The sequence below is a fragment of the Allobosea sp. P4_H5 genome (assembly GCF_056400825.1).
Genome location: NZ_JBFUKM010000008.1, coordinates 192399 through 215600, shown reverse-complemented (window position 1 = coordinate 215600; position 23202 = coordinate 192399). Strand labels below are relative to the sequence as shown.

At 67.1% G+C, this 23202-nt stretch carries 23 protein-coding genes; 11 read left to right on the top strand and 12 right to left on the bottom strand.

Features of this window, described 5'->3' with window-relative positions:
• Nucleotides 1-36 precede the first annotated feature (36 nt).
• Together AC1DS0_RS18345 and AC1DS0_RS18340 are read right to left on the bottom strand one after the other, a co-directional pair.
• The gene (locus AC1DS0_RS18345; protein ID WP_476815720.1) at nucleotides 37-3789 is read right to left on the bottom strand and encodes an AsmA family protein; all 3753 of its coding nucleotides are present in this window, start codon (nucleotides 3787-3789) and stop codon (nucleotides 37-39) included.
• Nucleotides 3790-3886: 97 nt separating this feature from the next.
• On the bottom strand, nucleotides 3887-5320 hold the full coding sequence (locus AC1DS0_RS18340) for an FAD-binding oxidoreductase (protein WP_476815811.1): 1434 nt from the start codon (nucleotides 5318-5320) through the stop codon (nucleotides 3887-3889).
• A 152-nt stretch (nucleotides 5321-5472) separates the two neighbouring features.
• On the opposite strand from AC1DS0_RS18340, the gene AC1DS0_RS18335 reads away from it, so the two are divergent.
• Nucleotides 5473-6039 (top strand): thioesterase family protein, encoded by a 567-nt coding sequence (locus AC1DS0_RS18335; RefSeq protein WP_476815719.1) that lies wholly within the window; start codon nucleotides 5473-5475, stop codon nucleotides 6037-6039.
• Between the two features lie 22 nt (nucleotides 6040-6061).
• Here the strand turns inward: AC1DS0_RS18335 and AC1DS0_RS18330 are convergent, their stop codons facing one another.
• The 4 genes from AC1DS0_RS18330 to AC1DS0_RS18315 all read right to left on the bottom strand — a co-directional run bounded on the left by AC1DS0_RS18330 (nucleotide 6062) and on the right by AC1DS0_RS18315 (nucleotide 9522).
• Nucleotides 6062-6655 carry a YdeI/OmpD-associated family protein gene (locus AC1DS0_RS18330; RefSeq protein ID WP_476815718.1) on the bottom strand — a complete coding sequence of 198 codons (594 nt, stop codon included), beginning with the start codon at nucleotides 6653-6655 and terminating at the stop codon, nucleotides 6062-6064.
• Between the two features lie 107 nt (nucleotides 6656-6762).
• On the bottom strand, nucleotides 6763-7563 hold the full coding sequence (locus AC1DS0_RS18325; protein WP_476815717.1) for a potassium channel family protein: 801 nt from the start codon (nucleotides 7561-7563) through the stop codon (nucleotides 6763-6765).
• A gap of 46 nt (nucleotides 7564-7609) precedes the next feature.
• Nucleotides 7610-8275, bottom strand: coding sequence for a class I SAM-dependent methyltransferase (locus AC1DS0_RS18320; protein ID WP_476815716.1), 666 nt, complete (start codon nucleotides 8273-8275; stop codon nucleotides 7610-7612).
• Nucleotides 8272-9522 (bottom strand): BtaA family protein, encoded by a 1251-nt coding sequence (locus tag AC1DS0_RS18315; RefSeq protein ID WP_476815715.1) that lies wholly within the window; start codon nucleotides 9520-9522, stop codon nucleotides 8272-8274. The genes AC1DS0_RS18320 and AC1DS0_RS18315 overlap by 4 nt, the downstream gene beginning before the upstream one ends.
• Nucleotides 9523-9738: 216 nt before the next feature.
• On the opposite strand from AC1DS0_RS18315, the gene msrB reads away from it, so the two are divergent.
• Nucleotides 9739-10173, top strand: coding sequence for a peptide-methionine (R)-S-oxide reductase MsrB (gene msrB / locus AC1DS0_RS18310; RefSeq protein WP_476815810.1), 435 nt, complete (start codon nucleotides 9739-9741; stop codon nucleotides 10171-10173).
• Nucleotides 10174-10448: 275 nt separating this feature from the next.
• Nucleotides 10449-11336: a LysR substrate-binding domain-containing protein gene (locus AC1DS0_RS18305; RefSeq protein ID WP_476815714.1), complete on the top strand. Its 888-nt coding sequence runs from the start codon at nucleotides 10449-10451 to the stop codon at nucleotides 11334-11336.
• Here the strand turns inward: AC1DS0_RS18305 and AC1DS0_RS18300 are convergent.
• Nucleotides 11327-12184 carry a DMT family transporter gene (locus tag AC1DS0_RS18300; RefSeq protein ID WP_476815713.1) on the bottom strand — a complete coding sequence of 286 codons (858 nt, stop codon included), beginning with the start codon at nucleotides 12182-12184 and terminating at the stop codon, nucleotides 11327-11329. The genes AC1DS0_RS18305 and AC1DS0_RS18300 overlap by 10 nt on opposite strands.
• 103 nt (nucleotides 12185-12287) lie before the next feature.
• Nucleotides 12288-13934, bottom strand: coding sequence for an acyl-CoA dehydrogenase family protein (locus tag AC1DS0_RS18295; protein ID WP_476815712.1), 1647 nt, complete (start codon nucleotides 13932-13934; stop codon nucleotides 12288-12290).
• Nucleotides 13935-14123: 189 nt separating this feature from the next.
• Here AC1DS0_RS18295 and AC1DS0_RS18290 point away from each other — a divergent pair, with 189 nt between their 5' ends.
• From AC1DS0_RS18290 to AC1DS0_RS18265, 6 genes are all read left to right on the top strand, one after another.
• The gene (locus AC1DS0_RS18290) at nucleotides 14124-15008 is read left to right on the top strand and encodes an alpha/beta hydrolase (RefSeq protein WP_476815711.1); all 885 of its coding nucleotides are present in this window, start codon (nucleotides 14124-14126) and stop codon (nucleotides 15006-15008) included.
• A gap of 121 nt (nucleotides 15009-15129) precedes the next feature.
• Nucleotides 15130-17511 (top strand): UvrD-helicase domain-containing protein, encoded by a 2382-nt coding sequence (locus AC1DS0_RS18285; protein ID WP_476815710.1) that lies wholly within the window; start codon nucleotides 15130-15132, stop codon nucleotides 17509-17511.
• A 191-nt stretch (nucleotides 17512-17702) separates the two neighbouring features.
• Nucleotides 17703-17873 (top strand): hypothetical protein, encoded by a 171-nt coding sequence (locus AC1DS0_RS18280; protein WP_476815709.1) that lies wholly within the window; start codon nucleotides 17703-17705, stop codon nucleotides 17871-17873.
• Between the two features lie 124 nt (nucleotides 17874-17997).
• Nucleotides 17998-18417 carry a GNAT family N-acetyltransferase gene (locus tag AC1DS0_RS18275; protein WP_476815708.1) on the top strand — a complete coding sequence of 140 codons (420 nt, stop codon included), beginning with the start codon at nucleotides 17998-18000 and terminating at the stop codon, nucleotides 18415-18417.
• Nucleotides 18418-18527: 110 nt separating this feature from the next.
• Nucleotides 18528-19112 (top strand): TetR/AcrR family transcriptional regulator, encoded by a 585-nt coding sequence (locus AC1DS0_RS18270; RefSeq protein WP_476815707.1) that lies wholly within the window; start codon nucleotides 18528-18530, stop codon nucleotides 19110-19112.
• A gap of 125 nt (nucleotides 19113-19237) precedes the next feature.
• Nucleotides 19238-19726, top strand: a complete 489-nt coding sequence (locus AC1DS0_RS18265; protein ID WP_476815706.1) for a hypothetical protein — start codon at nucleotides 19238-19240, stop codon at nucleotides 19724-19726.
• A gap of 29 nt (nucleotides 19727-19755) precedes the next feature.
• Here AC1DS0_RS18265 and AC1DS0_RS18260 read toward each other — a convergent pair whose 3' ends face one another.
• Nucleotides 19756-20151: a winged helix-turn-helix transcriptional regulator gene (locus tag AC1DS0_RS18260; RefSeq protein ID WP_244543479.1), complete on the bottom strand. Its 396-nt coding sequence runs from the start codon at nucleotides 20149-20151 to the stop codon at nucleotides 19756-19758.
• A gap of 124 nt (nucleotides 20152-20275) precedes the next feature.
• Here AC1DS0_RS18260 and AC1DS0_RS18255 point away from each other — a divergent pair, with 124 nt between their 5' ends.
• The gene (locus AC1DS0_RS18255) at nucleotides 20276-21031 is read left to right on the top strand and encodes an SDR family oxidoreductase (protein WP_476815705.1); all 756 of its coding nucleotides are present in this window, start codon (nucleotides 20276-20278) and stop codon (nucleotides 21029-21031) included.
• 84 nt (nucleotides 21032-21115) lie between these two features.
• On the opposite strand, the gene AC1DS0_RS18250 is transcribed toward AC1DS0_RS18255, so the two are convergent.
• A complete protein-coding gene (locus tag AC1DS0_RS18250; RefSeq protein ID WP_476815704.1) occupies nucleotides 21116-21508 on the bottom strand; it encodes a VOC family protein in 393 nt (130 codons plus the stop codon).
• A 110-nt stretch (nucleotides 21509-21618) separates the two neighbouring features.
• On the opposite strand from AC1DS0_RS18250, the gene AC1DS0_RS18245 reads away from it, so the two are divergent.
• Nucleotides 21619-22566, top strand: coding sequence for a 50S ribosomal protein L11 methyltransferase (locus tag AC1DS0_RS18245; protein WP_476815703.1), 948 nt, complete (start codon nucleotides 21619-21621; stop codon nucleotides 22564-22566).
• A gap of 26 nt (nucleotides 22567-22592) precedes the next feature.
• Here the strand turns inward: AC1DS0_RS18245 and AC1DS0_RS18240 are convergent, their stop codons facing one another.
• A complete protein-coding gene (locus AC1DS0_RS18240) occupies nucleotides 22593-22721 on the bottom strand; it encodes a hypothetical protein (protein ID WP_476815702.1) in 129 nt (42 codons plus the stop codon).
• 58 nt (nucleotides 22722-22779) lie between these two features.
• Nucleotides 22780-23025, bottom strand: a complete 246-nt coding sequence (locus tag AC1DS0_RS18235) for a hypothetical protein (protein ID WP_476815701.1) — start codon at nucleotides 23023-23025, stop codon at nucleotides 22780-22782.
• Between the last annotated feature and the right edge of the window lie 177 nt (nucleotides 23026-23202).

Here is a 23202-nt window from a genome sequence, read left to right as displayed (position 1 = left end):
CAGCACACGCTTGAATCAATTTCCCAGCGCCTTGAATCAGTTCTGCAGCGGCGAGCGTGACAGCGGCCGCGGCACCGACTGGATGTCGAGCGGCGGCGGCAATGGCGGCGCGTCGCCACGCGACCTGCCATAGCCCGGCGGATCACCCGGAATGTAGGAGGGCGGCGCGCCCTGCAGGATCATCGGTCCCGGTCGTCCTTCGATCGCAGCCCGGATCGCGGCTTGTCGTGCCCGCTCGTCGGCTTCGGCCTTGCGCCGCTCGTCCTCGGCCTTGCGCAGATCCTCCTGGCGTTTCACAATCTCCGCCTTGCGTGCCTCCTCGGCGATGCGTGCCTCTTCCAGCCTGCGGGCGATCTCCGCGCGGCGAGCCTCTTCGGCCTGCCTCGCCTCCTCGGCGCGCCGCGCGATCTCGGCCTTGCGGGCGTCCTCGGCGAGTCTCGCCTCCTCCGCCTTTCGTGCTGCTTCTGCCTTGCGAGCCTCTTCGGCCAGCCTGGCCTCCTCAACCTTGCGCGCCTCCTCCGCCCGCTTCTCCTCGGCGATGCGGCGCTCCTCCTCGGCCTTCAGGAATTCGGCGAGCTTGCGCTCGTTCTCGCGGAGCTCACGCTCGGCTCGGAGACGGCGGATGTGCATCGCCCGCTCGCGCTGATCCGCCTCGAAGGCCTCGACCCGCTCGATCTCGCGCGCCAGCGCCCGCGCCGCCACGACATTGGAGAGCGCTCCGACATCGGTCTCGCGTCGCGGCGCGTCGAGCGGCCCGCGCCAGGCGACGCCGACTTGCGGCAATTGCTCCGGCCAGCCCTTCGGCGCCGCCCCGAGCGGGCGCAGGTTGAGCCGCAGGTCCGTCGTCATCGCCCGCCAGTCGACCAGCCCCGTCGCGTCGGCCCGCAGGCCTGCACGCTCGATCGAGACCGGCGAGACCCGCAGCACGCCGGCCGCCTGGGTGAAGGGGATGGTGACGTCGCCGAGCGGCCAGCTCGCCTTCTCCAGCGCTTCGCCGATCCGGTCCTGCAGGCGTCCGGTCTCGCTTTCGGACGCGTCATCGCCCGTCGCACCGATCACCTTCGAAATGGCAGCGGGGTCAAAGCGCGTCATGCCAGCGCCCGCAACGCTGATCGAGCCGGCGCCGCCGAGCGCCGCGATCAGGCGCGCCGGACTCTCGCCCGAGCCGCCGGCCTCGAAGCTCCCCGACAGCTTGCCGGTCAGCGCCCCCTTGGTCAGCAAGGCCAGGTCGAGCCCAGCGAGGCCGAGCCTGCCGGTGATCTGCGCCAACCCGCCCTCCCGGCGCGCCGTGAGCCGCCCGCTGACCTCGCCGCCGGCATGGTTGCCGCGCAGATTGTCGAGGACGAGCCCGTCCGGCCCCGCCGCCAGGTCGAGCCGCGCCTTGGTCAGGGCAATGCGGTCGGTCAGGTCGAACCGCTCGGCGGAAAGAGCCAGCCTGATCTCGCCGAGCCCTGTCGCGCCCTGGAAGCGGCTCGGCGACCACTGGCTGCCCGCGACCGGCTGCGACTGGCCGAGCACCGCCGTCAGCGCGGGCTGCAATGCGACATAGGGCAGATCGAGCTGCCCGCCGATCCCGCGTTCGGCCGAAAAGTTCAGCGCACCGCGTGCCGCCTTGCCGCCGGCATTGACAACGAGATCGTCGAGCCGCGCCTCATCGCCGAAGGTGACGCGCCCGGAGGCATCGAGGACGCCATCCGGAACCAGCCGCGCCAGCCCGTCCGGCAGGACCTGATCCGGTCCGTCTGCCTGCAGGCTGAGCCTGGCTGCGCTTCCCGCGCCTTCCAGAACGAGCATCAACCCGGGTCCGGCGAGCGAGCCGACCGGTCCATTCGGCCCGAAGCCGAGCGAGAGTTCGCCCGAGCCGCCTCTGGCCGGGCGCGGCAAGCCGAAGGCGGCGAAGGCGCGGCGCCGGTCGTCGAGCGAGAGCTTCACATCGCCGCCGCTCCACTGGCCGGCAGAGTCGATCTTGCCGTTGAGCGAAAGCCGCCCGGCCTGGGCCGAGCCTTCCGCCACGACGCTGGTCTCGCCATTCGGCGCGCGCGCCAGCTTGAAACCGGCATCGATCCCGGCGAGCCCGTCCTCGATCCGCGGCAGCACGCGCCGAAAGCCCTCCGGCAGCAGGGGCCCGGCCAACGCCGTCAGCGCGGCGAAGCGCGGCGCACGCACCCGCCCGGCGATCTCGCCACCGCCCGGCAGCAGCGCCCCCTCGCCCTCGACCTTGACGCCACCGAAGCCATCGACCGCCAAACGGCTGAGGCGCCAGTCGCTGCCTTGCCGGGTCAGCGCGAGCCGGGCCGAGCCCGGCGGCGTCGCAAGATAGCGCAACCCGTTCAGAGTGAGATCGAGCCCGAGATCCCGTCTGCCGGCGAGCGCATTGAAGCTGTCGCCCGGCGGCAACGTCGAGAGGTCGAGCCCGTTCAGGGTCAGCTTGGCATCGAGCCGGCTGGGCGTGATCGCGCCGGAGCCTTCGAGCCGCGGGCCAGAGCCAGCCCGTGCGGTCATGCGAGTGATCCCAAGACGCTCGCTGCTCCAGTCCAGCGTGGCCACGCCGTCGAAACTGCGCAACGCCGCGAAGCTGTCGGCCAACCCTGCCTCGACGCCGAGCCGCGCCAGCGCCAGCGCCGCCCGGCGCGCATCGGGCGCTTTCGCCTCGACAGTGCCGCGAAAGCCCTGGCCGTCGAGCGCGCCGCGCGCCTCGATGACGGCATTGGCGATCCTGACCGTGGCGCTGCCTGCATCGAGCCCATCGCCATCGAGCTTGCCGCGCAGGGCAAAGCCGCTGAAGTCCTCGCCGCGCCAGACGATCTGGTCGAGATCCAGCGAAAGCTCGACCGGTCCCAGCAATGCCTGCAAGGCGCGCTGGTAGCCCGGCCGCTGGGCCAGCGCCTCCTGCAGCACATCGGCATCGAGCCGGCGCGCCTTGAGCTGGAGGCTGCCCTTGCTGTCCGCCGGATTGAACGAGCCCTCGCCTTCCAACCGCGCGGCTCCGCCGGCGATCTCGATGGCGAGGCCCGAGAAGTCGAGGCGCCGGCTGTCGCCGCTCACCCGTCCGGCGAGACTGACCGCGCCGCCGGGCGCGATCGTGAAGCTGCCCTCCAGCCCGGGCCGAACACTCCGCTCTGCACCAGCCAGGATCAGCGAACCGTCGAAGCCGAATTGCGTCTGCTCGCCGGTGACCGAGGCCTTAGTCCGCAGCCGCCCATCGGCTTCGATCGCACCGGTGGCGAAGCGCAAGGACGAGCCGGCGATCTCGCCCTCGACACGCCAGGGTCCGTGCAGGGCAACGGCCGAGACGTCGACGGAGATCGGCGCCAGCGTCTGCGCCGCCTTGCCGGGCTCGCGCCAGATCACGGCCGAGCGGCGGATCGCCAGGCGATCGATGGCCGTCTCGCTCGGAAGGCCCGTCCCCTCGCGGGCCGGCAGGGCGATGGCGCCGGTCTCGTCTGCAACGAGATTGAGCGTCAGCCCATCCGCCTCGGCTTCGACCAGCCTGAACTCGCCGCGTGCCAGCGGCGCCAGGGCGAGCTCGGCCGTCAATGTCTCGATGGTCGCCGCGCTTGCCGCGTTGCCGCTGGAGCCGAGACGCACCTGGCCCAGCACCAGCCGCGGCGATGGCAGGAGCCGCAGCCCGATCTCGCCGGCGACGCGCGTCTCCACGCCGAGCGCAGCGCTGATGCGCCGCTCGAAATGGGGCCTGTACTCGCGCCAGTCGACGAAGCCCGGCCCCAGCAGCGCGGCCAGCAACGCCGCGACGAGCAGCCCGGCCAGTAAGGTCAGGGCCTCACGCACGCTCTTGCATCAATCCTCGATATGTCGACGGGCGCGATCATGCACGCAAGTCGCGGCAGGATCACGACATTCTTGCGAATGATCCCCGAACGGAATGTCACAAGGCGATGATCTTGCCGGGATTGAGGATGTTCTGCGGGTCGAGCGAGCGCTTGATCAGGCGCATCACGGCGAGTGCGGCCGGGCTGTGCTCGATCGTGAGGTACTTCATCTTCTTCTGTCCGACACCGTGCTCGCCGGTGCAGGTACCCTCCATGGCAAGCGCCCGCTTGACCAGCCGGTCGATGAAGGCCTCGCAGCGCGCGACCTCGTCGGGATCGGCGAGATCGACCAGCGGCTGCGTATGGAAATTGCCGTCGCCGACATGTCCCACGATCGGCGCGATCAGGCCCGACGCCTCGATGTCGCGCTTGGTCTCGTCGACGCATTCGGCCAGCCGCGAGATCGGCACGCAGACATCGGTCGCGACCGATTCCGCGCCGGGCCGCAAAGCGCGCGCCGCCCAATAGGCGTCATGCCGCGCCTGCCACAGCTTCGTGCGATCCTCCGGCCTGGTCGCCCAGTCGAACGCTCCGCCGCCGAATTCGGCCGCGATCTCGCCGAAGCGCTCAGCCTGCTCCTTCACGCCCTCCTCGGAGCCATGGAACTCGACGAACAGCATCGTCGTCTCCGGCAGGCCGAGCTTGGAATGCAGGTTGACGCCGCGCATCATCACGTCGTCGACCAGCTCGATCCGCGCCACCGGCAGGCCGGACTGGATCGTCATGATCGTCGCGTCGCACGCTGCCTTCACCGAGGGGAACGAGCAGACGCCCGCCGACATCGCCTCTGGAATGCCGTGCAGCTTCAGCGTCACCTCGGTGATGATGCCGAGCGTGCCTTCCGAGCCGACCAGCAAGCGGGTGAGATCGTAGCCGGCCGAGGATTTGCGCGCGCGGCTCGCGGTCTTGACGATCGAGCCGTCGGCCATCACCGCGGTCAGCGCGATGACATTGTCCTTCATCGTGCCGTAGCGCACCGCATTGGTGCCGGAGGCGCGCGTCGCCGCCATGCCGCCGATCGAGGCGTCGGCGCCCGGATCGATCGGGAAGAACAGGCCCTGATCGCGCAGGTGCTCGTTCAGCTCCTTGCGGGTGACACCGGCCTCGACCGTGCAGTCGAGGTCTTCCGCGTGCACGGCGACGACCCGCTTCATCTGGCTCATGTCGATTGAGACGCCGCCGAAAGGCGCGTTGACATGCCCCTCCAGCGAGGTGCCGGTGCCGAAGGCGATCACCGGAACCCCATGCTGGGCGCAGAGTTTCACGATGGAGGCCACCTCTTCGGTGCTCTCAGGATAGACCACCGCATCCGGCGGCTGGTTCGGGATCCAGGTCAGGGTATGGCCGTGCTGCTGCCGGACCGCGAGGCTGGTGACGAGCCGATTGCCGAACAGTGCCGCCAGCGCCTGCGTCAGCGCGGCGACGGCCTGCGGCGATGGCGGCAGCTCTGCAGCAGGAGCATGGGGGGACACAGAAGCGGTAGAAGGCATTGTCATGGCTGGAGAACTTCGCCTAGTCTGGAATGGTTCGGCCTTGAGAGCAGCGGCTCGTGTTGTTTTCACGCGCCGCGACCGCGCCGGCAAGAGCCGGCGGTGCAGAGCCGCCTACGCATCGACGAGAGACGGACCGAAAGGAGGAGCCGATGCCGGACGATATTCGCACGCCCGCTTTGTTTTTCGCTCCCTTCGTCTCGTCCCCTATGCGGGTCGAGCCGCATTGGATCGACTATAACGGCCATCTCAACATGGCCTACTATCATGTCCTGTTCGACCGCGCGGTCGATGAGGTCTTCTCGCTGGTCGGCCTTAACCAGCACTATGTCGAGAGCCGGCACGCTTCGTTCTTCGCTGCCGAATGCCACGTGCTCTACAAGCGCGAGCTGACGGAAGGCGATCTCGTGCGCGTCACCGCGCAACTCATCGCCTTCGACGACAAGCGGCTGCATTATTATCTCGAAATGCGCCATGCCAGCGAAGGCTGGCTCGCTGCGACCTCCGAGAATCTCTCCCTGCATGTCGACATGACCGATCGCAGGGTGACACCCTTCCCGCCCGACATCCTCGCCAATCTTGCGATCATGAAGGCGGCGCACGCGCAGATGCCGCGCCCGGCCACGGTCGGCCGGATGATCGGCATGCCGCAGAAGAGCGCGATCACCCTCGGCGAGCCGGTGCAGGAAGCGGAACGCGAGACGGAGACGCGGCACTAGCCGCGCTCGCTATTTGGCCCTTCTAGCGCTGCGGGTAGATCGTCTCGCCGCGCTTGAGCATCTCGACGAAGGCCGCGATCTTCTTGCGCCGCCCGGCTTCCGTCTTGAGATTATGGACGCGGAACGCCAGCGCGAAGCGGTTCTGCGCGCTCAGCTTCGACAGCATCTCCTTGGCCTGCGGCTCTGCGTCGATCGCGGCCTGGAGGTCGTCGGGGATCTTCAGGTTTCGGCCCGCGCCGTAAGCGCGGGCCCAGCGGCCATCGGCCTTGGCCGCATGGACCTGCGCCTGACCATGACTGGTCATGCGCCCCTCCGTGATCAGGCGGGCGACATTGTCGACATTGATCTGGCTCCAGATGCTCTTGGCGGTCCTCGGCGTGTAGCGTTGCAGATAGCTGCGCTCGTCGAGGCTCTTCTTGACGCCATCGATCCAGCCCCAGCACAGCACGACGTCGATCGCTTCCTTCGGCGTGATCGACGGCAGGCCGGATGAGAGCTTGTGGATCTTGATCCAGACTTCGTCCGCACGGTCGTGGTGCTCGCCGAGCCAGTTGTAAAAGCTCGCGGCATCCTCGAATTCCCGGACCTTGTCAGGGTCGACCACAACCGGCGCCATCGCTGCTCCAAATGCTCTCAGTTCGACCGGACGGCCGGACGCCCCCCTCTACGCATCGGGGTGGTTCGCTCCTGTCAGCACCGAAGCTGCTGACCAGGGCCTGCCGATCACTCGTCGTCGTCCGGAATCTTCAGCCGGTGGCCGCAGGCCTTGCAGTGCACGGCGTCGGGGTCGTGCCGCTGCAGTGCGCATTCCGGACAGGGGAAGGTCACCTTGTGCGGCCGGAACACCGCTTGCGCCAGCCGGACGAACAGCGAGATGCCTGTGATCATCACCACGATCGAGGTCAGCTTGCCGGCGATGCCCGGCAGGGTGATGTCGCCGAAGCCGGTCGTCGTCACCGTCGCGACGGTGAAATAAAGCGCCTCGACATAGCCTTCCAGGCCCGGTCGGCTCATGAAGAAGAAGGTGTAGACGAAGCCGCTGACGACGAAGAGGAAGGTCGCGAGATTGACCAGGGCCCGTGCCACGTCCTCCCAGTCGCGGTAGCGCGTCTCGCGCAATTGCGCCCAGATCAGGCCGCGCTGCGACAGCGACCAGAGCCGCAGGATGCGCAGGAAGCCGAAATTCTCCAGCCATTGCGGCGCCAGCAACGTCGCCAGGATGAAGAGGTCGAGCAGCATCGTGGGCTGACGCAGCAGCCGCAGCATGTTGGAGGAAGCAAGGAAGCGCGCTGCGATCTCGGCGGCGACAATGATCGCGACGGCATAGTCGAGCCAGAGGAATTCCGGCCGGTCGCGCAGCATCGGCGTCGCGACGAAGAAGCCGATGATCAGGATATCGACGATCAGCGTCGCGAACTGGAACCGCAGCGCCGTCGGGGTGCGGCCGTGATAGAGCTGCCGGAGCCGGTCGCGCAGCCCGGAACGTCCACTGCTGCTGTCGTCGGGATCGGCGGCTGCACTCATCCCATCGGCGTAGCAGCGTGGCGGCGACGGCGTCCAGCCCCGGCGCTCACGCCGGCCTGATCGCGACCGCCTGCACGCTATAGCCGCCGAACAGCCGTGTGGTCCCGCCAATGGTCCCCGTCTCGGCACAGAGATCGGTCACGACCGCATCGAGGTCCCAGCGTGGCGTGACATGGAACAGCGCCAGCCAGCGGTTCAGCAGCGCCCGGAACGGGCCGGGCAGATGCGCCTGATCGCCGAAATCGACGATGTGCAGCGCGCCACCCGGCGCCACCACCTGCATCGCCTGCGCCAGCACCTCGCGCCAGGGCGGGATCATCGAGAGCGCATAGGAGATCACCACCCGCTCGAACCCGGCGCGGCCGAACAGCGCCTGCGGATCGAAACTGGTCGCATCGGCCTGCGCCAGCGTGATGCGCTCGGCGAGGCCGGCCTTCGCCACCTGTTCGCGGGCGGTACGCAACATCTCCTCGGAGACGTCGAGCCCGTAGCAGCGCGCATGCGGATAGCGCTGCGCGATCTTGATCAGGTTCCTGCCCGTGCCGCAGCCGATCTCCAGCACGGTCCCGCCCGGCGGCGGCTTCAGATCGGCGATTAGCCCATCGCGGCCGAGCAAATAGAACTTGCGGGTGGCGTCGTAGATATGCCGCTGGAAGCGATACATCCGGTCCATCAGGCCGGCAGCATCCGCTCGGCCCTCGACCCCGCTCATGCGGCTGCTCCGCGGACATAGAGATGGAAGGCGCCATAGATCGACGAGCGGTCGCGCGCGCCGAATTCGCGGCTGCGCGCCTCGTCATACTGCCATTGCGCCAGGATCGCCTCCGGCACGCGGCCGGGCAGCAGGCGCTCGTCGGCGGCGGTGCGGAAGATCACCCGTGCACCCGGCGCAGCGCTGCGGGTGATCTGCGTCCACAAGGCCGTCAGATCGGCGTCGTTCATCCAGTCCTGCGCATCGAGCAGCACGAAGCCGTTGCAGCTTTCGGCCGGCTGCTTCTCGAGGAAGGCGGTGATCGCGCTCTGATGATAAGACACGCGCCCGGCGCGCTCTTTCACCGTCTCGAAATTACCCTGCTCCAGATAGGGCGGCACCGCCGCATCCGGCTCCGGCCCATAGCCGCGGCCGAAGGCCTGCCAGGCGAAGTAATTGGTCTTCAGGTCGAAGCCGCAGGCAAGCCGCTCCAGCCGGTGGCGCAGCACGGCGCGGATACCGGCATCGCCATCGGCGGCGAGCGCCTTGTACTGCGCCGGCGGGATGCCGAGCCCGTAGAGCGAGGCCGGCTGACGCACCAGCCAGCGCACCAGCCTCGTTTCGAAGACCGGCGCCAGATGCCGATCGAACAGCGCCCGCTGTTCCTCCATCGTCTTCGCCTGCAGCATCACCCTGGGGTCGCAGCCGAGCCGGCGCGCCAGGAAATGCCCGGTGCCGATGAAGCGGCCGAGCAGGCCGTAGCGATAGAAGTTGCGGGCGAAGACCTCGATCCGGCGCCGGCCGGTGAGGTTGCGCCCCTCCCAATAGGCGCGGCTGACCGCGTCGAGCCGCGGCGCGATCAGGCGGTCATAGGTCGCGACATTGTCCTTCGACTGCGCCTGCCCGAAGAAACGGCGGAAGACCGTGTGGTCGTCGATCTCGGCCAACGCCGCGAGCTTGAGATGGCCGAGGGCGATATGGGCGCCGTTGAGGTCGATCGCGCTGACCTTCGCCGGATCAGCGGTGAGATAGGACAGGATGTTGCACGAGCCCGAGGCGATCGCGACGAGGTGGTCGCTGGGCTGCAGCGCCAGCGCCTCCATGTCGACGACCGGGTCTTCCCAGATCTGCGGATAGACCAGGCCGGAGAAGGCGAGCGTGAACATCCGCTCCAGCACGCCGGCGCGCGAGAGCGGCTTGCTGCGATGGACGGCGCTGGTCAGCCCGAGGTTCGTCGTGCGCTTCACCGCGCGGATCGTCTGCGTCACGAGGCCCTCGTTCGCGCCCTTTGCGATGGCGAGCCGACTAGAGGAGTCGCGTGACGGTTGGGTGACGCGGGACGACGCCGGAGAAGAGCGCCCTCGCCATTGAACGCGAACGTGAAACAGGTCGCGTTGCGCCCCCGTGAAATCAGGAAGACAAATCCCCATATCTCGCGCGACAATCAAGCAAGAGCACGCGGAAAGGAGCCTCGCATGGGCCTGATGGACATGTTCGCCAAGACGGGGAAGCCGGCGGAACGCGAATTCCCCTTCCAGCTCACCGATGCGGAGTGGCGCGACAAGCTGACGCCGGAGCAGTACCGGGTGCTGCGCGGCCACGGCACCGAACGGGCCGGCTCCTGCGCGCTGAATTTCGAGAAGCGCGCCGGCACCTTCTCCTGCGTCGGCTGCGGCCAGCCCTTGTTCAGGTCGCACAAGAAATTCGAGAGCGGCACCGGCTGGCCGAGCTTCGACCAGCCGCTTGAGGGCGCGGTCGAGGAGAGCGAGGACTACAGCTTCGGCATGCACCGGGTCGAGGTGCACTGCGCCAATTGCGGCGGCCATCTCGGCCACGTCTTCCCCGACGGCCCGCCCCCGACCGGCCTGCGCTACTGCATCAACGGCGTGGCGATGGATTTCGCGCCGGAAGCCGGTTGAACGAACGCCTCTCTCGGAAGTGAAGCGCGGGGAACCCCTCTCCTGGAAGGAGAGGGGCAGGGGTGAGGTGTTCGGAGCAGAAACGTCTGGCCTCGACTCAACCGCGCGGTGAGCGCGAGCGGAACTGGTCCAGCGGCCTACACCTCACCCTGCCCTCTCCTTACAGGAGAGGGTTCCCCGCGCTGTCCGAGCCTCAATCGGCGACCGGTGCCCTCGGTCTCGCCAGAGCCTGACCCGCCCTGTACGTTCCATCGAGCTGATGCCGGAGAGCGAGGATGCGGCCGCCGATCGATACCGATCTGCTCAAGACCTTCGTCACGATCGTCGAGACGCGGAGCTTCACCCGAACCGGCGACCGGCTGCACCGGACCCAGCCGGCGATCAGCATGCAGATCAGGCGGCTGGAGGAGGCGCTCGGCAAGGAGCTGTTCGACCGGACCAGGCGCCAGATCCAGCTGACGCGCGAAGGCGAGGTCCTGCTCCACTATGCCAGGCGCATCCTCTCGCTCAGCGACGAGGCGATGAGCCGCATCGGGCAGGCCAGCCTGGCGGACATCGTCCGCATCGGCACCTCCGATGACTACGCCAACATGCTGCTGCCAGCGATACTGCAGCGTTTCGCCCAGATCCATTCCGAGGTTCAGGTCGACATCGTCTGCGACAACGGCGTCGCCATCGAGCGCAGGCTGAAGGACGGGCTCATCGATCTCGCGCTCGTCGCCTGCCGCGGCACTGTCGCAGACGAGGAGCTCGTCAGGACGGAAGAGCTGGTCTGGATCGCTGCTGCCGCATCCCAAGCGAAGAGCCGCCCCCTCCCCTTGGCCGTATTTCCCGAGGGTTGCGTCTGCCGGGCGACGATGGCCGAGGCTCTGGATGCTGCCGGGCGCGACTGGCGGATCGGCTTCAGCAGCGACAATATCGGCGCGATCCATGCTGCCGTCCGCTCCGGCCTGGGAGTGAGCGCCGCCGAACGCAGCCTCGTCCCGGCGGGCGTGCGGATTCTGGATCAGGCCGAAGGCCTGCCCCTGCTCGCTCCCGTGCACCTCTGCCTCAAGCTCAACCGGGACAGGGCATCACCAGTCCTCGATGCGCTCGCCGACGAGATCCGGATCGAACTCTCGCCAACGCCATTCCGGTACGAGCCGCAAGCCGATCACGTCTGAGGCGCGACCTCGCGCCGTGGCTCACGCGGCACGACGGCGATCGCGCTCAGGATGATAAGCGCAAGGCCTGCATAGGCCCAGCGATCAGGGACATCGCCGAAGACGAGGTAACCGAGGATCGTGGCGGTGATCACCTCCGCATAGGTGAAGGGCGCGAGCAGGCTCGCTTCAGCCCGCTCAAACGCCTTGACGATCAGCAGATGCGCGAGCGCGGCGACGCAGCCGGTCGCCATGAGCTGCAGCCATTGGACTGCGCTCGGCGATTGCCAAACCGGGACGACCGCAAGGCTCGACAGGACGCAGCCGACGAGCCCGGTCTGGTAGACCGAGACGATCGCCGGAATCCTGCTCTCGACGACCCGCGTCAGCAGCAGGAAGACGGCATAGCCCATGCCCGCCGCGAGGCCGATGAGATAGCTCCACTGCCAGGTCTCGGCACTCGGCCTGATCACCAGGACGATGCCGAGGAAGCCGACCGCGATCGCCAGCCATTGCAGCGGAACGATTTTCTCCTTGAAGACGAGGAGTGCCAGAGCGGTCAGGAGGAAGGGTTCGACGAACCACAGCGTCAGTGCCGTGGTCAGCGGCATATGATGGATCGCGACATAGAACAGCGCTACCGCGAAGAAGAGCGCGGCGCTCCTGGCGGTCAGCGTCCGGGAGACGTTGGGCAGCAGCAGGCGGGGGCCATATCGCCAGGCGCTATAGAGTCCCGTCGCCAGGCAGTGGAAGAAGAAACGCACCCAGATCACCTGCAGAACAGGCAATGACGCGGAGAGATATTTCGCCAAAGTATCCGAGATCGGCAGGATCTGCAGCGCGATCACGAGCAGAAAAATGCCGGTCAATTGTCGCTTGTCCATTCCGAATGCCTCGCATGACATGCGGAAAGGCTCTCAGAATCGCTGGCGCTGGAGAAATCCCGAATTTGGATGCCAGGATCAGCGGCGCTTATGGACCGATCTCCGGCACCGCCCTGCGTGCCAGCGTCACCGCATCGACCGCCAGCGGCAGATCGCCGAAATGGCCGGACCAGTGCCCGCCGAGCCGCGTCGCGACGAACGCGTCGGCGACCGCATGCGGCGCATGGCGGATCAGCAGCGCGCCCTGCAGCATCAGCGCCAGGCGCTCGGTCAGCAGACGGGCCTGGCCTTCATGGCGGATGAGGTCGTGCAGGTCGTTGTCCAGCGCCTGCAGCGCCGCATCATAGCGCCGGTCCTGGCCGGAGACCGAGTGCAGCTCCGCCCGCAGCGCCTGCAGCGAGCCCGGCTCCCGTTCGAGCGAGCGCAGCACGTCGAGGCAGATGACATTGCCCGAGCCTTCCCATACCGAGTTCAGCGGCGCCTCGCGATAATGCCGCGCCATCGGGTTCTCCTCGATGAAGCCGTTGCCGCCATGGCACTCCAGCGCCTCGACGACGACCGCCGGCGTGCGCTTCGCCACCCAGTATTTCGCCAGCGGTGCGCCGATCCGGGCCAGCAGCTTCTCGCTTTCCGACCGCTCCTGCCGGTCGACCGCGGCGAAGAGCCGGAAGGCGAGCCAGGCGGCCGCCTCCGCCTCGATGGCGAGGTCGGCGAGGACGTTCTGCATGATCGGCTGGTCGATCAGGAGGCGCTGGAAGGCCGTGCGGTGCTGGGCGTGATGGCCGGCGAGCATCACCGCCTGCCGCATCAGCCCGGCTGAAGCCGCGGCGATGTCGAGCCGTGTATTGTGGTTCATCGACAGGCCGGTGCGCAGTCCCCTGCCGGGATCGCCGAGCATATGGCCGATGGCGCCCCTGAACTCGACTTCGGAGGAGGCGTTCGAGCGGTTGCCGCATTTGTCCTTGAGGCGCTGGATCGCGATGCCGTTGCGCTCGCCATCAGGCCGCCAGCCCGGCACGACGAAGCAGGAGATGCCCTCCTCGTTGCGCGCCAGCGTCAGGAAGACGTCGGAATGCGGCACCGAGAAGAACCATTTGCTTCCGTGCAGCGAATAGGTGCCGTCGCGATTGTCATAGGCGATGGTCTGGGTCTGGCGCAGGTCCGAGCCGCCTTGCGTCTCGGTCATCGCCATGCCGACGGTCGCCCCTGTTTTGCCTGCGGCCGGCCCCTGGCGCTTGTCGTAAGTCTTGGAGGAGATCAGCGCGCCCCATTGCGCCCAGAGCGTCCGGTCCTGCTTCAGCACTGGAATCGCCGAATAGGTCATCGAGATCGGGCAGCAGATGCCGCTCTCGCAGCCATACCAGAGATATTGCAGGGCGGCCCGCGCCACCTGCGCCCCCGGCCCCGGCCGGTTCCAGGCGAGCGCATGCGTTTCCTGGCCGATGGCGCGGGCCATCAGCGCGTGCCAGGCCGGGTGGAACTCGATCTGGTCGATGCGGTTGCCGAAGCGGTCATGGCTGCGCAGTTCCGGCCCGTGCCGGTTGGCGAGCCGCGCCATCTCGATCGTCTCGGCAGCACCGACCGTCCGACCGGCATCGTGCAGTCGCTCATCGGCCCAGCCGGCATCGAAGGCCGCGATCACCGCCCTCAGCACCGGATCAGCGGCATAGGCGTCGTAATCGGCCAGCGGCGGCACCTGGTTGGTGACCTGGTGGGCGTGCGATGCCTGGGCCATGGGCTTCCCTTCCGATCCGCGAACCGCCCCCCGTCATTAACCAGCAGACTATGCCGATGCCCGGGAATTGCGAGCCTGCCCGATTGCCGCCCGAGTTCTCCTCGCACCTCGCCCCGCGCGCCGCCATTGGCGCGGCCCATGGAGAGCCTTCACGTGCTGCGACGCGTCCCGAGTAGTTTGCAGAGCAATTTGATCATCGCCCTCATCGCTGGCTTCGGCCTCGCCCATGTCCCGGCCGAGGCCCAATCCATTCCGAAGGTGCAGACCAGCGAGGGTCGGCCCTATGAGATCGCCGACAGCGAGGTCTGGGACGTGCCCGATCCGGTGTCGCGCCGCGGCTACCAGGTCTTCGTCGCCCTGCCGCCCTCCTATGCCAGCGAGCCGCAGCGGAAATATCCGGTGCTTTACGTCACCGATGCCGACTACGCCTTCCCGATCATCCGCCAGATCAGCCGCCGCCTGAATGGCGAGGGGCCCAAGGTCGAGGAATTCATCCTGGTCGGCCTGTCCTATGCCAAGGGCGAAGACGGCGCGGTCAGCCGCCGCCGCGACTACACGCCGATGCCGAAGGGGGCCGGTGACACGGCCCATGGCAAGGCACAAGCCTACCAGACCTATCTGCGCGATCAGGTGAAACCGTTCATCACCCAGCGCTATCGCACTGATCCGGGCCGCAGCGTCTTCCTCGGACATTCCTATGGCGGCCTGCTCGGGGCGCAGATCCTGCTCACGGAGCCCGATCTCTTCAGCGGCTACATCCTCGGCAGCCCGTCCTTCTGGTTCGCCCGGGAGCATTATCGCGAGATGGAATCCGGCTATGCCGCCCGCAGCAAGGACCTGCCGGCCAAGGTCTTCCTCTATGTCGGCGAGTACGAGACCGTCCGGAAGGGGGATCCGCGCTTCAACAGAACCGGCGACATGGTCGGCGACAACCGCGCCTTCGAGAAGGCGCTCAAGGAGCGGAAATATCCGGGCCTCAGCCTGAAATCGGTGGTTCTGAACGACGAGGACCACCTCACCGTCGCCCCGCGCGGCTTCACGCAAGGGCTGAGATATCTCCTGCCAGCGCGCTGACGCCGTCGGGTTTACAGTACCCCGGACGCCATCGCGGAAAACCGTCCGCGATGGCGAGCAATCCACGGCGCCTGCCCCTATATTGACCGTGAACGAATCACGATCACGTTAAGCCAAGCCCTTGTCCGACCAGAGCACCTCTGCCCCCCTGCCCCGCCCCGGCGGCCTCGCATCGCGCGCGGCAGCACAGCCTGCTGCCAGCTATCTGCAGGGCCTCAACCCGGAGCAGCGCCTGGCGGTCGAGGCGACCGACGGACCCGTGCTGGTGCTGGCCGGCGCCGGCACCGGCAAGACCCGCGTCCTCACCACCCGCATCGCCCATCTGATCTCGACGGGCCGCGCCTATCCCTCGCAAATCCTGTCGGTGACCTTCACCAACAAGGCGGCGCGCGAGATGAAGGAGCGCGTCGCCCATCTCGTCGGCCCGGTCGCCGAGGGCATGCCCTGGCTCGGCACCTTCCACTCGATCTCGGCCAAGCTGCTGCGCCGCCATGCCGAGCTGGTCGATCTGCGCTCCGATTTCACCATCCTCGACACCGACGACCAGATCCGCCTGATGAAGCAGGTGATCCAGGCGGAGGGCATCGACGAGAAGCGCTGGCCCGGCCGGATGCTGGCCGGCTTCATCGACTCATGGAAGAACCGCGGCCTCGCGCCCAAGGACGTGCCGCCCGGCGAAGCCGGCGTCTTCGCCTCCGGCAAGGGCGGCAAGCTCTACGCCGCCTATCAGGATCGGCTCAAGACGCTGAACGCCGTCGATTTCGGCGATCTGCTGCTGCACTGCCTGACGCTGTTCCGCGAGCATCCGGAGCTGCTCGCGAGCTATCACGAGCGCTTCCGCTACATCCTCGTTGACGAGTACCAGGATACCAACGTCGCCCAGTATCTCTGGCTGCGGCTGCTGGCCCAGGGCCGGCGCAACATCGCCTGCGTCGGCGACGACGACCAGTCGATCTATGGCTGGCGCGGCGCCGAGGTCGACAACATCCTGCGCTTCGAGCACGATTTTCCCGGCGCGACCGTGGTCCGGCTCGAACGCAATTACCGCTCGACCGGTCATATCCTCGCCACCGCCTCGAAGCTGATCGCCCGCAATGAGGGCCGCCTCGGCAAGACCTTGCGCACCGAGGACGAGGCCGGCGAGAAGGTCACCATCACCGGCGCCTGGGACAGCCAGGAAGAGGCCCGCCTGATCTCTGACGAGATCGAGGCGATGCAGTCCAAGGGCGAGAACCTCTCCGAAGTGGCGATCCTCGTGCGCATCTCCGCGCAGATGCGCGAGATGGAGGAGCGGCTCATTCATGTCGGCGTGCCCTATCGCGTCATTGGCGGCCCGCGCTTCTACGAGCGCGCCGAAATCCGCGACGCGATGGCCTATCTGCGCTGCGTCGTGAGCCCCACTGACGACCTCGCCTTCGAGCGCATCGTCAACGTGCCCAAGCGCGGCCTCGGCGACGCCACCATCCAGATCCTGCACAACCATGCCCGCGCCACCGGCTTCTCGCTGATGCAGTCGGCGAGGGCCGTGGTCGAGAGCGACGAGCTGAAGCCCAAGGCCCGCACCGCCTTGCGCGAATTGGTCGAGGCCTTCGCCCGCTGGCAGGGCAAGGCCGAGGCGATGCAGCAGGGCGAGCTCGCCGAATTGGTGCTGGAGGAGAGCGGCTACACCGAGATGTGGCAGAAGGACCGTTCGGCCGATGCCGCCGGGCGCCTCGAGAACCTGAAGGAACTCGTCCGCTCGCTCGACGAATTTCCTGATCTGCCGTCCTTCCTCGAGCACGTCTCGCTGGTGATGGATGCCGACAGCGGCGATGGTGGCGCCCGCGTCTCGATCATGACGCTGCACGCCGCCAAGGGGCTGGAATTCGACACCGTCTTCCTGCCCGGCTGGGAGGAAGGGCTGTTCCCGAGCCAGCGCGCCCTCGACGAGAACGGCCGCGCCGGCCTCGAAGAAGAACGCCGCCTCGCCCATGTCGGCCTGACCCGCGCCCGCAAGCGCCTCAAGCTCTATTTCGCCTCGAACCGCCGCATCCATGGCCTCTGGCAATCGAGCCTGCCCTCGCGCTTCATCGACGAACTGCCGGAGGACCATGTCGAGGTCGTCCAGGCGCCCACGGCCTACAGCCAGGGCGGCTACGGCGCCTCGCGCTTCGAGCGCATGGAAAGCTTCGGCTCGTCCTACCAGACGCCGGGCTGGCAGCGGGCCCAGGAGAACAAGGCCAAGTTCAATTCGGGCGGCGGCTCGGGTTTCTCCGACGCCGGCCAGCGCGGCTTTGGTCAAGGGACAGGCTTCGGCGGCCGCCAGCGCGGCCCGACGCTGATCGAGGGCGAATTGACGGCAAAGTCGACGGGCGCCTCGGCGTTCGATCCCGGCGCCCGCGTCTTCCATGTCAAGTTCGGCCCCGGCTCGGTCGCCAGCGTCGATGGCAACAAGCTGACGGTGGATTTCGACAAGGCCGGTAGGAAGATGGTGCTGGATAGCTTCGTGCAGAAGGCGGGGTAGCGAAGCTCCACGCCAAACGCGTGTCATCCCGGACAAGCGGCAAAGCCGCGTCGATCCGAAACCCATTCCGGAACCTTTCCGATAGTGGTTCCGGAATGGGTCCCGGGTCTACGCTGCGCTCCGCCCGGGACGACGTTTGACTGTTGTGACCATCCGGCTCGGCTGTGGTATTTGGCAGCCGGGAGGTCACCATGCACCACAAGCGCAAACGCCCGAAAAACACCCGCGCCGGCTGTCTGCTCTGCAAGCCGCACAAGGCAAACGGGTGCTGTGCCAATCACAAGAACATGCAGCACGGCAATCGTCGGCGCTACGAAGGCGGCCGCGAGCAGTTGCGCTGCGAAGGTCTCGCCTTGCGCTGATCCCGGATGCCAAGTGAGCTGAAGGCCGCCCATGTCATGGCGCTCATTCCGGCGCCGCGCCTCGCCTTCCAGCCGGCGGCGGAATAGTCTTTCGCCCTCTCCGACCGGCTGAGGACTTCAGCGCATGACTGACGTGACCGTCAGCCTGACCGACAGCATCGACCCTGCCCTGCAGTCCGCGATCTCAGAAGGCCTCGGCAGTTACAATGCCCAGATGGGCGGGGCGCGCGACCGCAAGCCGCTCGCCATCGCGATCAAGGGCTCGGACGGAACTCCGATCGGCGGCCTGGTCGGGCGGACCTCGATGGGCCTGCTGTTCATCGACCTGTTCTACCTGCCGAAGGAGCTGCGCCGCTCGGGGCTCGGCAGCCGCATCTTGACCATGGCCGAGGACGAGGCGCGCGCGCGTGGCTGCGGCGCCGGCGTGCTCTACACCGTCAGCTTCCAGGCGCCGGAGTTCTACAAGCGCCATGGCTGGCAGGTCTTCGGCGAGATCGCGCCGCGCGCCGGCTCGACCCGGATCTTCCTGACCAAGATGCTGTGAAGCCCGGCGATCTCGTCGCTTTGCACTGATCGCCCCGGCTCGCGACGGCGTGATAGCTCCTAGTCGTCCATTGCCTTGACGAATCTACTTACTAGTAGGTAGAAACTCGCATGGCGAGCTCCACGACGACCTATGACGACATCCTGCGTTGCGCGCGGTCGCTGCTGATCGCGGGCGGCTATAACGGCTTCAGCTATGCCGACATCGCCAAGGTGGTCGGCATCCGAAACGCCAGCATCCATCATCATTTTCCGAGCAAGTCCGAGCTCGTCCGCACGCTCGTCGCCCGCTATCGCGAAGAGGCCGAGGCGGGCATTGCTGCCCTCGAACACCAGATCTCCGAACCTGCCGATCAGTTGCGCGCCTATATCGATTATTGGGAAGCCTGCATCGCCGACGCCAGCGCGCCATTCTGCGTCTGCGCTTTGCTGGCGAGCCAGATCCCGGTGCTTCCCGAGGAGATCGTCCTCGAAGTGCGGGCTCATTTCAGGGCGCTCTCGGCCTGGCTCGCCTCGATTCTCGAACGCGGAGCGCAACAAGGCGGCCTGCATTTCACTGGCACTGCCGAGGCGGAAGCGGAAGCGTTCATGGCTAGCGTCCATGGCGCGATGCTCTCGGCCCGCGCCTATGGCGATCCCAAGATGTTCGGCGTCATCACTCACCCGCTTCTCGAGTGCCTCACGAACCAGCGCTAGAGAGGCCTCCCCCGCGAGGCAGAACCATCACATCAAAATCTACCAACTAGTAGATAGACGAAACTACCGGACCTTCCGGTGCTGCTTCCCGCAGCCGTCAGGCACTCAATGAAAGGACTCTCCTCATGTTCGGCATCTCAACACTCGGCTGGGTGCATACGCTCGGCAGCCTGCCCGCCATTCCGGCAGCGGCCTACATGCTCGCGGTCCATGGCCGGATCGTGCCGCGCTCGCATGCGGGCACCCTCTATCTGATCTCCATGGTGATCGGCGCCGCCACGGTTTTTCTCGTCGGTCATCAGCCCGTGAGCTATGTCATCGGCGCGCTGACGCTCCTGCTTCTCGCTATGGGCTATTCCATCGGCCGCCTGCCGGTGCCCCGAGCAGTTGCGACTTATGTCGAGACGATCGTCCTGAGCATGACGGTGTTCCTGCTCATGCTGCCGACCGCCACAGAAATCCTGCGCCGCGTCCCCGACGGCCACCCATTCGTCACCGACCTGAAATCCCCACTGCTTCTCAGTGTCCAGGGCGGCATCCTCGTTGCGCTCTTGGTCGGATTGACCGTGCAGATCATCGCCCTGCGCAGGAAGAGCAAGACAGCTGCCGCATGAGCCAGGGCGTTCGGCCTGGCTGCCGGCGCCTACCCCTCCTCCCGCTCGCGAAACGCCCGCCGGGCCGCCGAGACCTCGGCATGATAGGTCTCGGCCCAGGTCCAGACACCGCAGAAGGCCGCACTGAGTTCGCGGCCGAGCTCGGTCAGCGTATAGTCGACATGCGGCGGAATCACCGGGTGGACGGTGCGGACCACCAGCCCGTCTCGCTCCATCTCGCGCAGCGTCTTGGTCAGCATCTTCTGGCTGATGCCGCCGACGATCCGCCCGCATTCGGTGAAGCGCAGCGTGCCGTGCTCCTCCAGCGCCTCCAGCACCAGCATCGTCCATTTGTCTGCGACCTGCGCGATCACCTGGCGCACCAGCGACTCCACCGCCTTCGAGACCGGCGGGATCTCCTCGCTGCGCTTGTGCATCGCCGCCATCGCCTCGCGGATCGCATGCATGCTGACACTCTCCTTTTGGTGCGTATCGAACCTTTAGGCGCCTTCTTTCCGTTGAAGAGTATCGACGCCAGCTGATGTCTCGCAACCAGGAAAGGGATTTGCGATGAACATCAGCGGCAACACCATCCTCATCACCGGCGGCGGCTCCGGCATCGGCCGGGCGCTGGCCGAGGCCCTGCACAAGGCCGGCAACCAGGTCGTCATCGCCGGCCGGCGCGAGGCGCTGCTTCACGAGGTGACCTCAGCCAATCCGGGCATGGAAGCGCTCCTGCTCGACATCCAGGACAAGGACGATGTCGCGGCCTTCGCCAGGCAGGCGGTCGAGAGCTTCCCGGCACTCAACGCCGTCATCCACAATGCCGGCATCATGCGCAGCGAGGCGGTCGCGGCCGGCGATTTCCTCGGCACCGCCGAGGACACGATCGCGACCAATCTGCTCGGCCCGATCCGGCTCACCGCAGCCCTGCTGCCGCACCTCCTGAAGCAGAAGCGCGCGGCGATCCTGACCGTCTCCTCCGGCCTCGCCTTCGTGCCGCTGGCGACGACGCCGACCTACAGCGCGACGAAGGCGGCGATCCACTCCTGGTCGATGGCGCTGCGCGAGCAGCTCAAGGCGACTTCGGTCGAGGTGATCGAGATCGCCCCGCCTTACGTCCAGACCGAACTGCTCGGCCCGCAGCAGGCGGTCGACCCCGCAGCGATGCCGCTGGCCGAGTTCACCGCCGAGGTGATGGCGCTGCTCGAAAGCCAGCCCGCCTCGGGCGAGATCATCGTGGAGCGCTGCAAGCCGCTGCGCCTCGCCGCCGAGAACGGCCAGGTCGCCGCGATCTTCGCCCAGCTCAACGCGCAGCACGGCTAAACGCCAGCCACCAACTACCGGCACAGGCGAAGCAATCCGGAGCCTCTTCGATGCCCTGCGATTGCTTCGCCGTTCGGGGGCTCGCTATTCCGCCTCGTGGCAGCAGATGCACAGCTTGTTGCCGTCCGGATCACGAAAATAGGCGCCGTAATAATTCGGATGGTAGTGCGGCCGCAAACCGGGCGGGCCCTCGCAGCTTCCGCCCTGCGCCAGCGCGGTGGAATGGCAGCGATCGACACTCGCACGGTCGCCGGCAAGCAGGGCAATCATCTGGCCGTTGCCGGCGCTCGCAACCCGGCCGTCGAACGGCGCCGACAGGATGAAGAGCGGCCGCCCTCCGGCCTGTTGCTGCCATGCCGCCCAAGGCTTCTCGCGATCGCAGAAGCGCAGTCTGTGGCCGAGCTCGGCGAACAGCGCCTCGTAAAAGGCAAAGGCCGGTTCGAACGCATTGGTACCGACGCTCACATGCGACAACATCGCTGACCTTCCCCAAGGACAAAAAAGCCAGCTTAGGCGAGATCACGTCCCTGCCAAGCAGCAGCACGACGGCGCATGACATCCGCCTCGCCCCCTGCTAAGCCGCGCCCATGCGCGAAGGCCTCCTCCCCTCGACGGTCGCGACCGTCCTCGAACTCGAAACCAGCGGCGACAAGGCGCGTGCCTTGACCGAGCTCCTGGGCGAGGTCTTCGACCCGACCGAGACAGCCGTCTCCGCCTTCGAGGTCGAGAGCGGCGTCACCACCCTGTCGCTGAACGCACCCTGGAAGGTCGAGATCTATTTCGCTGTTCATCCCGACGAGGAGGCGGTGCGCGACATGCTGCGCCCCATCGTCGGCGACAGCATCGATGCCACCCCCTTCACCACGGTCAATCAGAAGGATTGGGTCGCGGCCAGCCTGGAGGGCCTGCAGCCGGTGCGTGCCGGGCGCGTCCTCGTCCACGGCTCGCATGACCGCGACGCGGTGAAGGTCAACGACATCGCCATCGAGATTGCAGCGGCGCTCGCGTTCGGCACCGGCCATCACGGCACCACCGCCGGCTGCCTGCTGGCACTCGACGCTGAGCTGAAGAAGCGCCGGCCGCGCAATGCCATCGATGTCGGCACCGGTACCGGCATCCTGGCGCTGGCGCTCGCCAAGCAGGTCAAGCGCAAGGTCGTCGCTGGCGACATCGACGCGATCGCGATCGAGGTCTCGGCCCATAATGCGAGAGTCAACCACGCCCCGCAGGCGCTCGAACTTTATGTCGCGCCGGGCCTGCGCCATGCCAAGGCGGACCGGCCGCGCCATTTCGACTTGATCTTCGCCAACATCCTCGCCGGCCCGCTGCGCAAGCTTAGCCCCGCGATCGCGCGCGCTTTGTCGGACGACGGCGTGGTGATCCTGTCGGGGCTGCTGGAAATGGACGTCGCCGGCGTGGTCTCGGCCTATCGTCATCAGGGGCTGGCGCTGGCCAAGCGCACCTCGCGCGAGGGCTGGGCAACCCTGGTCATGAAAAGAGGCGGCGCAGCCGCCAGGCCGCGCCGCCTCTACTAGGCCCTACGCTTCGAGCGCTGTTGCGCTCAGAAGCCGAGATGGCCGTACTTTCCTTCGGCTTCCGCCTGCAAAGCGCGGGCGTCGTGCCAGACCGCGGCCGCGAACTTGGCGGCGTCGACGATCGAGTTATAGGCATGCTTGATCATGGCGATCATGGTCTTGGTTCCTTGTCTATTGCGCGCGGCGCGGTTCGCGGCCAGCGGCGCTTGAAGGTCAGCGGTTGAAAGGCAGCTCGGCGTCGCTTTTCAGCGTCGTCGCCGGGAAGCCGCCGAGCAGCAGCTCGCTCTCGCGCACCAGATAGCTATGGGCGCGCAGCTCACGCAGGGCCGAACGGCGACGGCTCTCGATCATCGCGGCATAGAGGCGCTGCCAGAAGCCCTGGCCGGCGGTCTTGGTCTCCGTCGTCTCGGCGCGGGTCGCGGCCGGAAGGACGTCAGTGGAATTCAGCACATAGGTCATAGGGTCTCTCCTCAGATCACGAAGGACAGTCCCGGTCGCTTCCTCGTTCTCTTATGCGACTAAAGTGGGCCGTCTTCGCACTTGCGAGAAGATATGTTCGCATATGCACAACATGCAAAAAACGCATGACGAAAAACGAAATCCGTTAACGACTGCGCAAATCGCATAACCAAACGG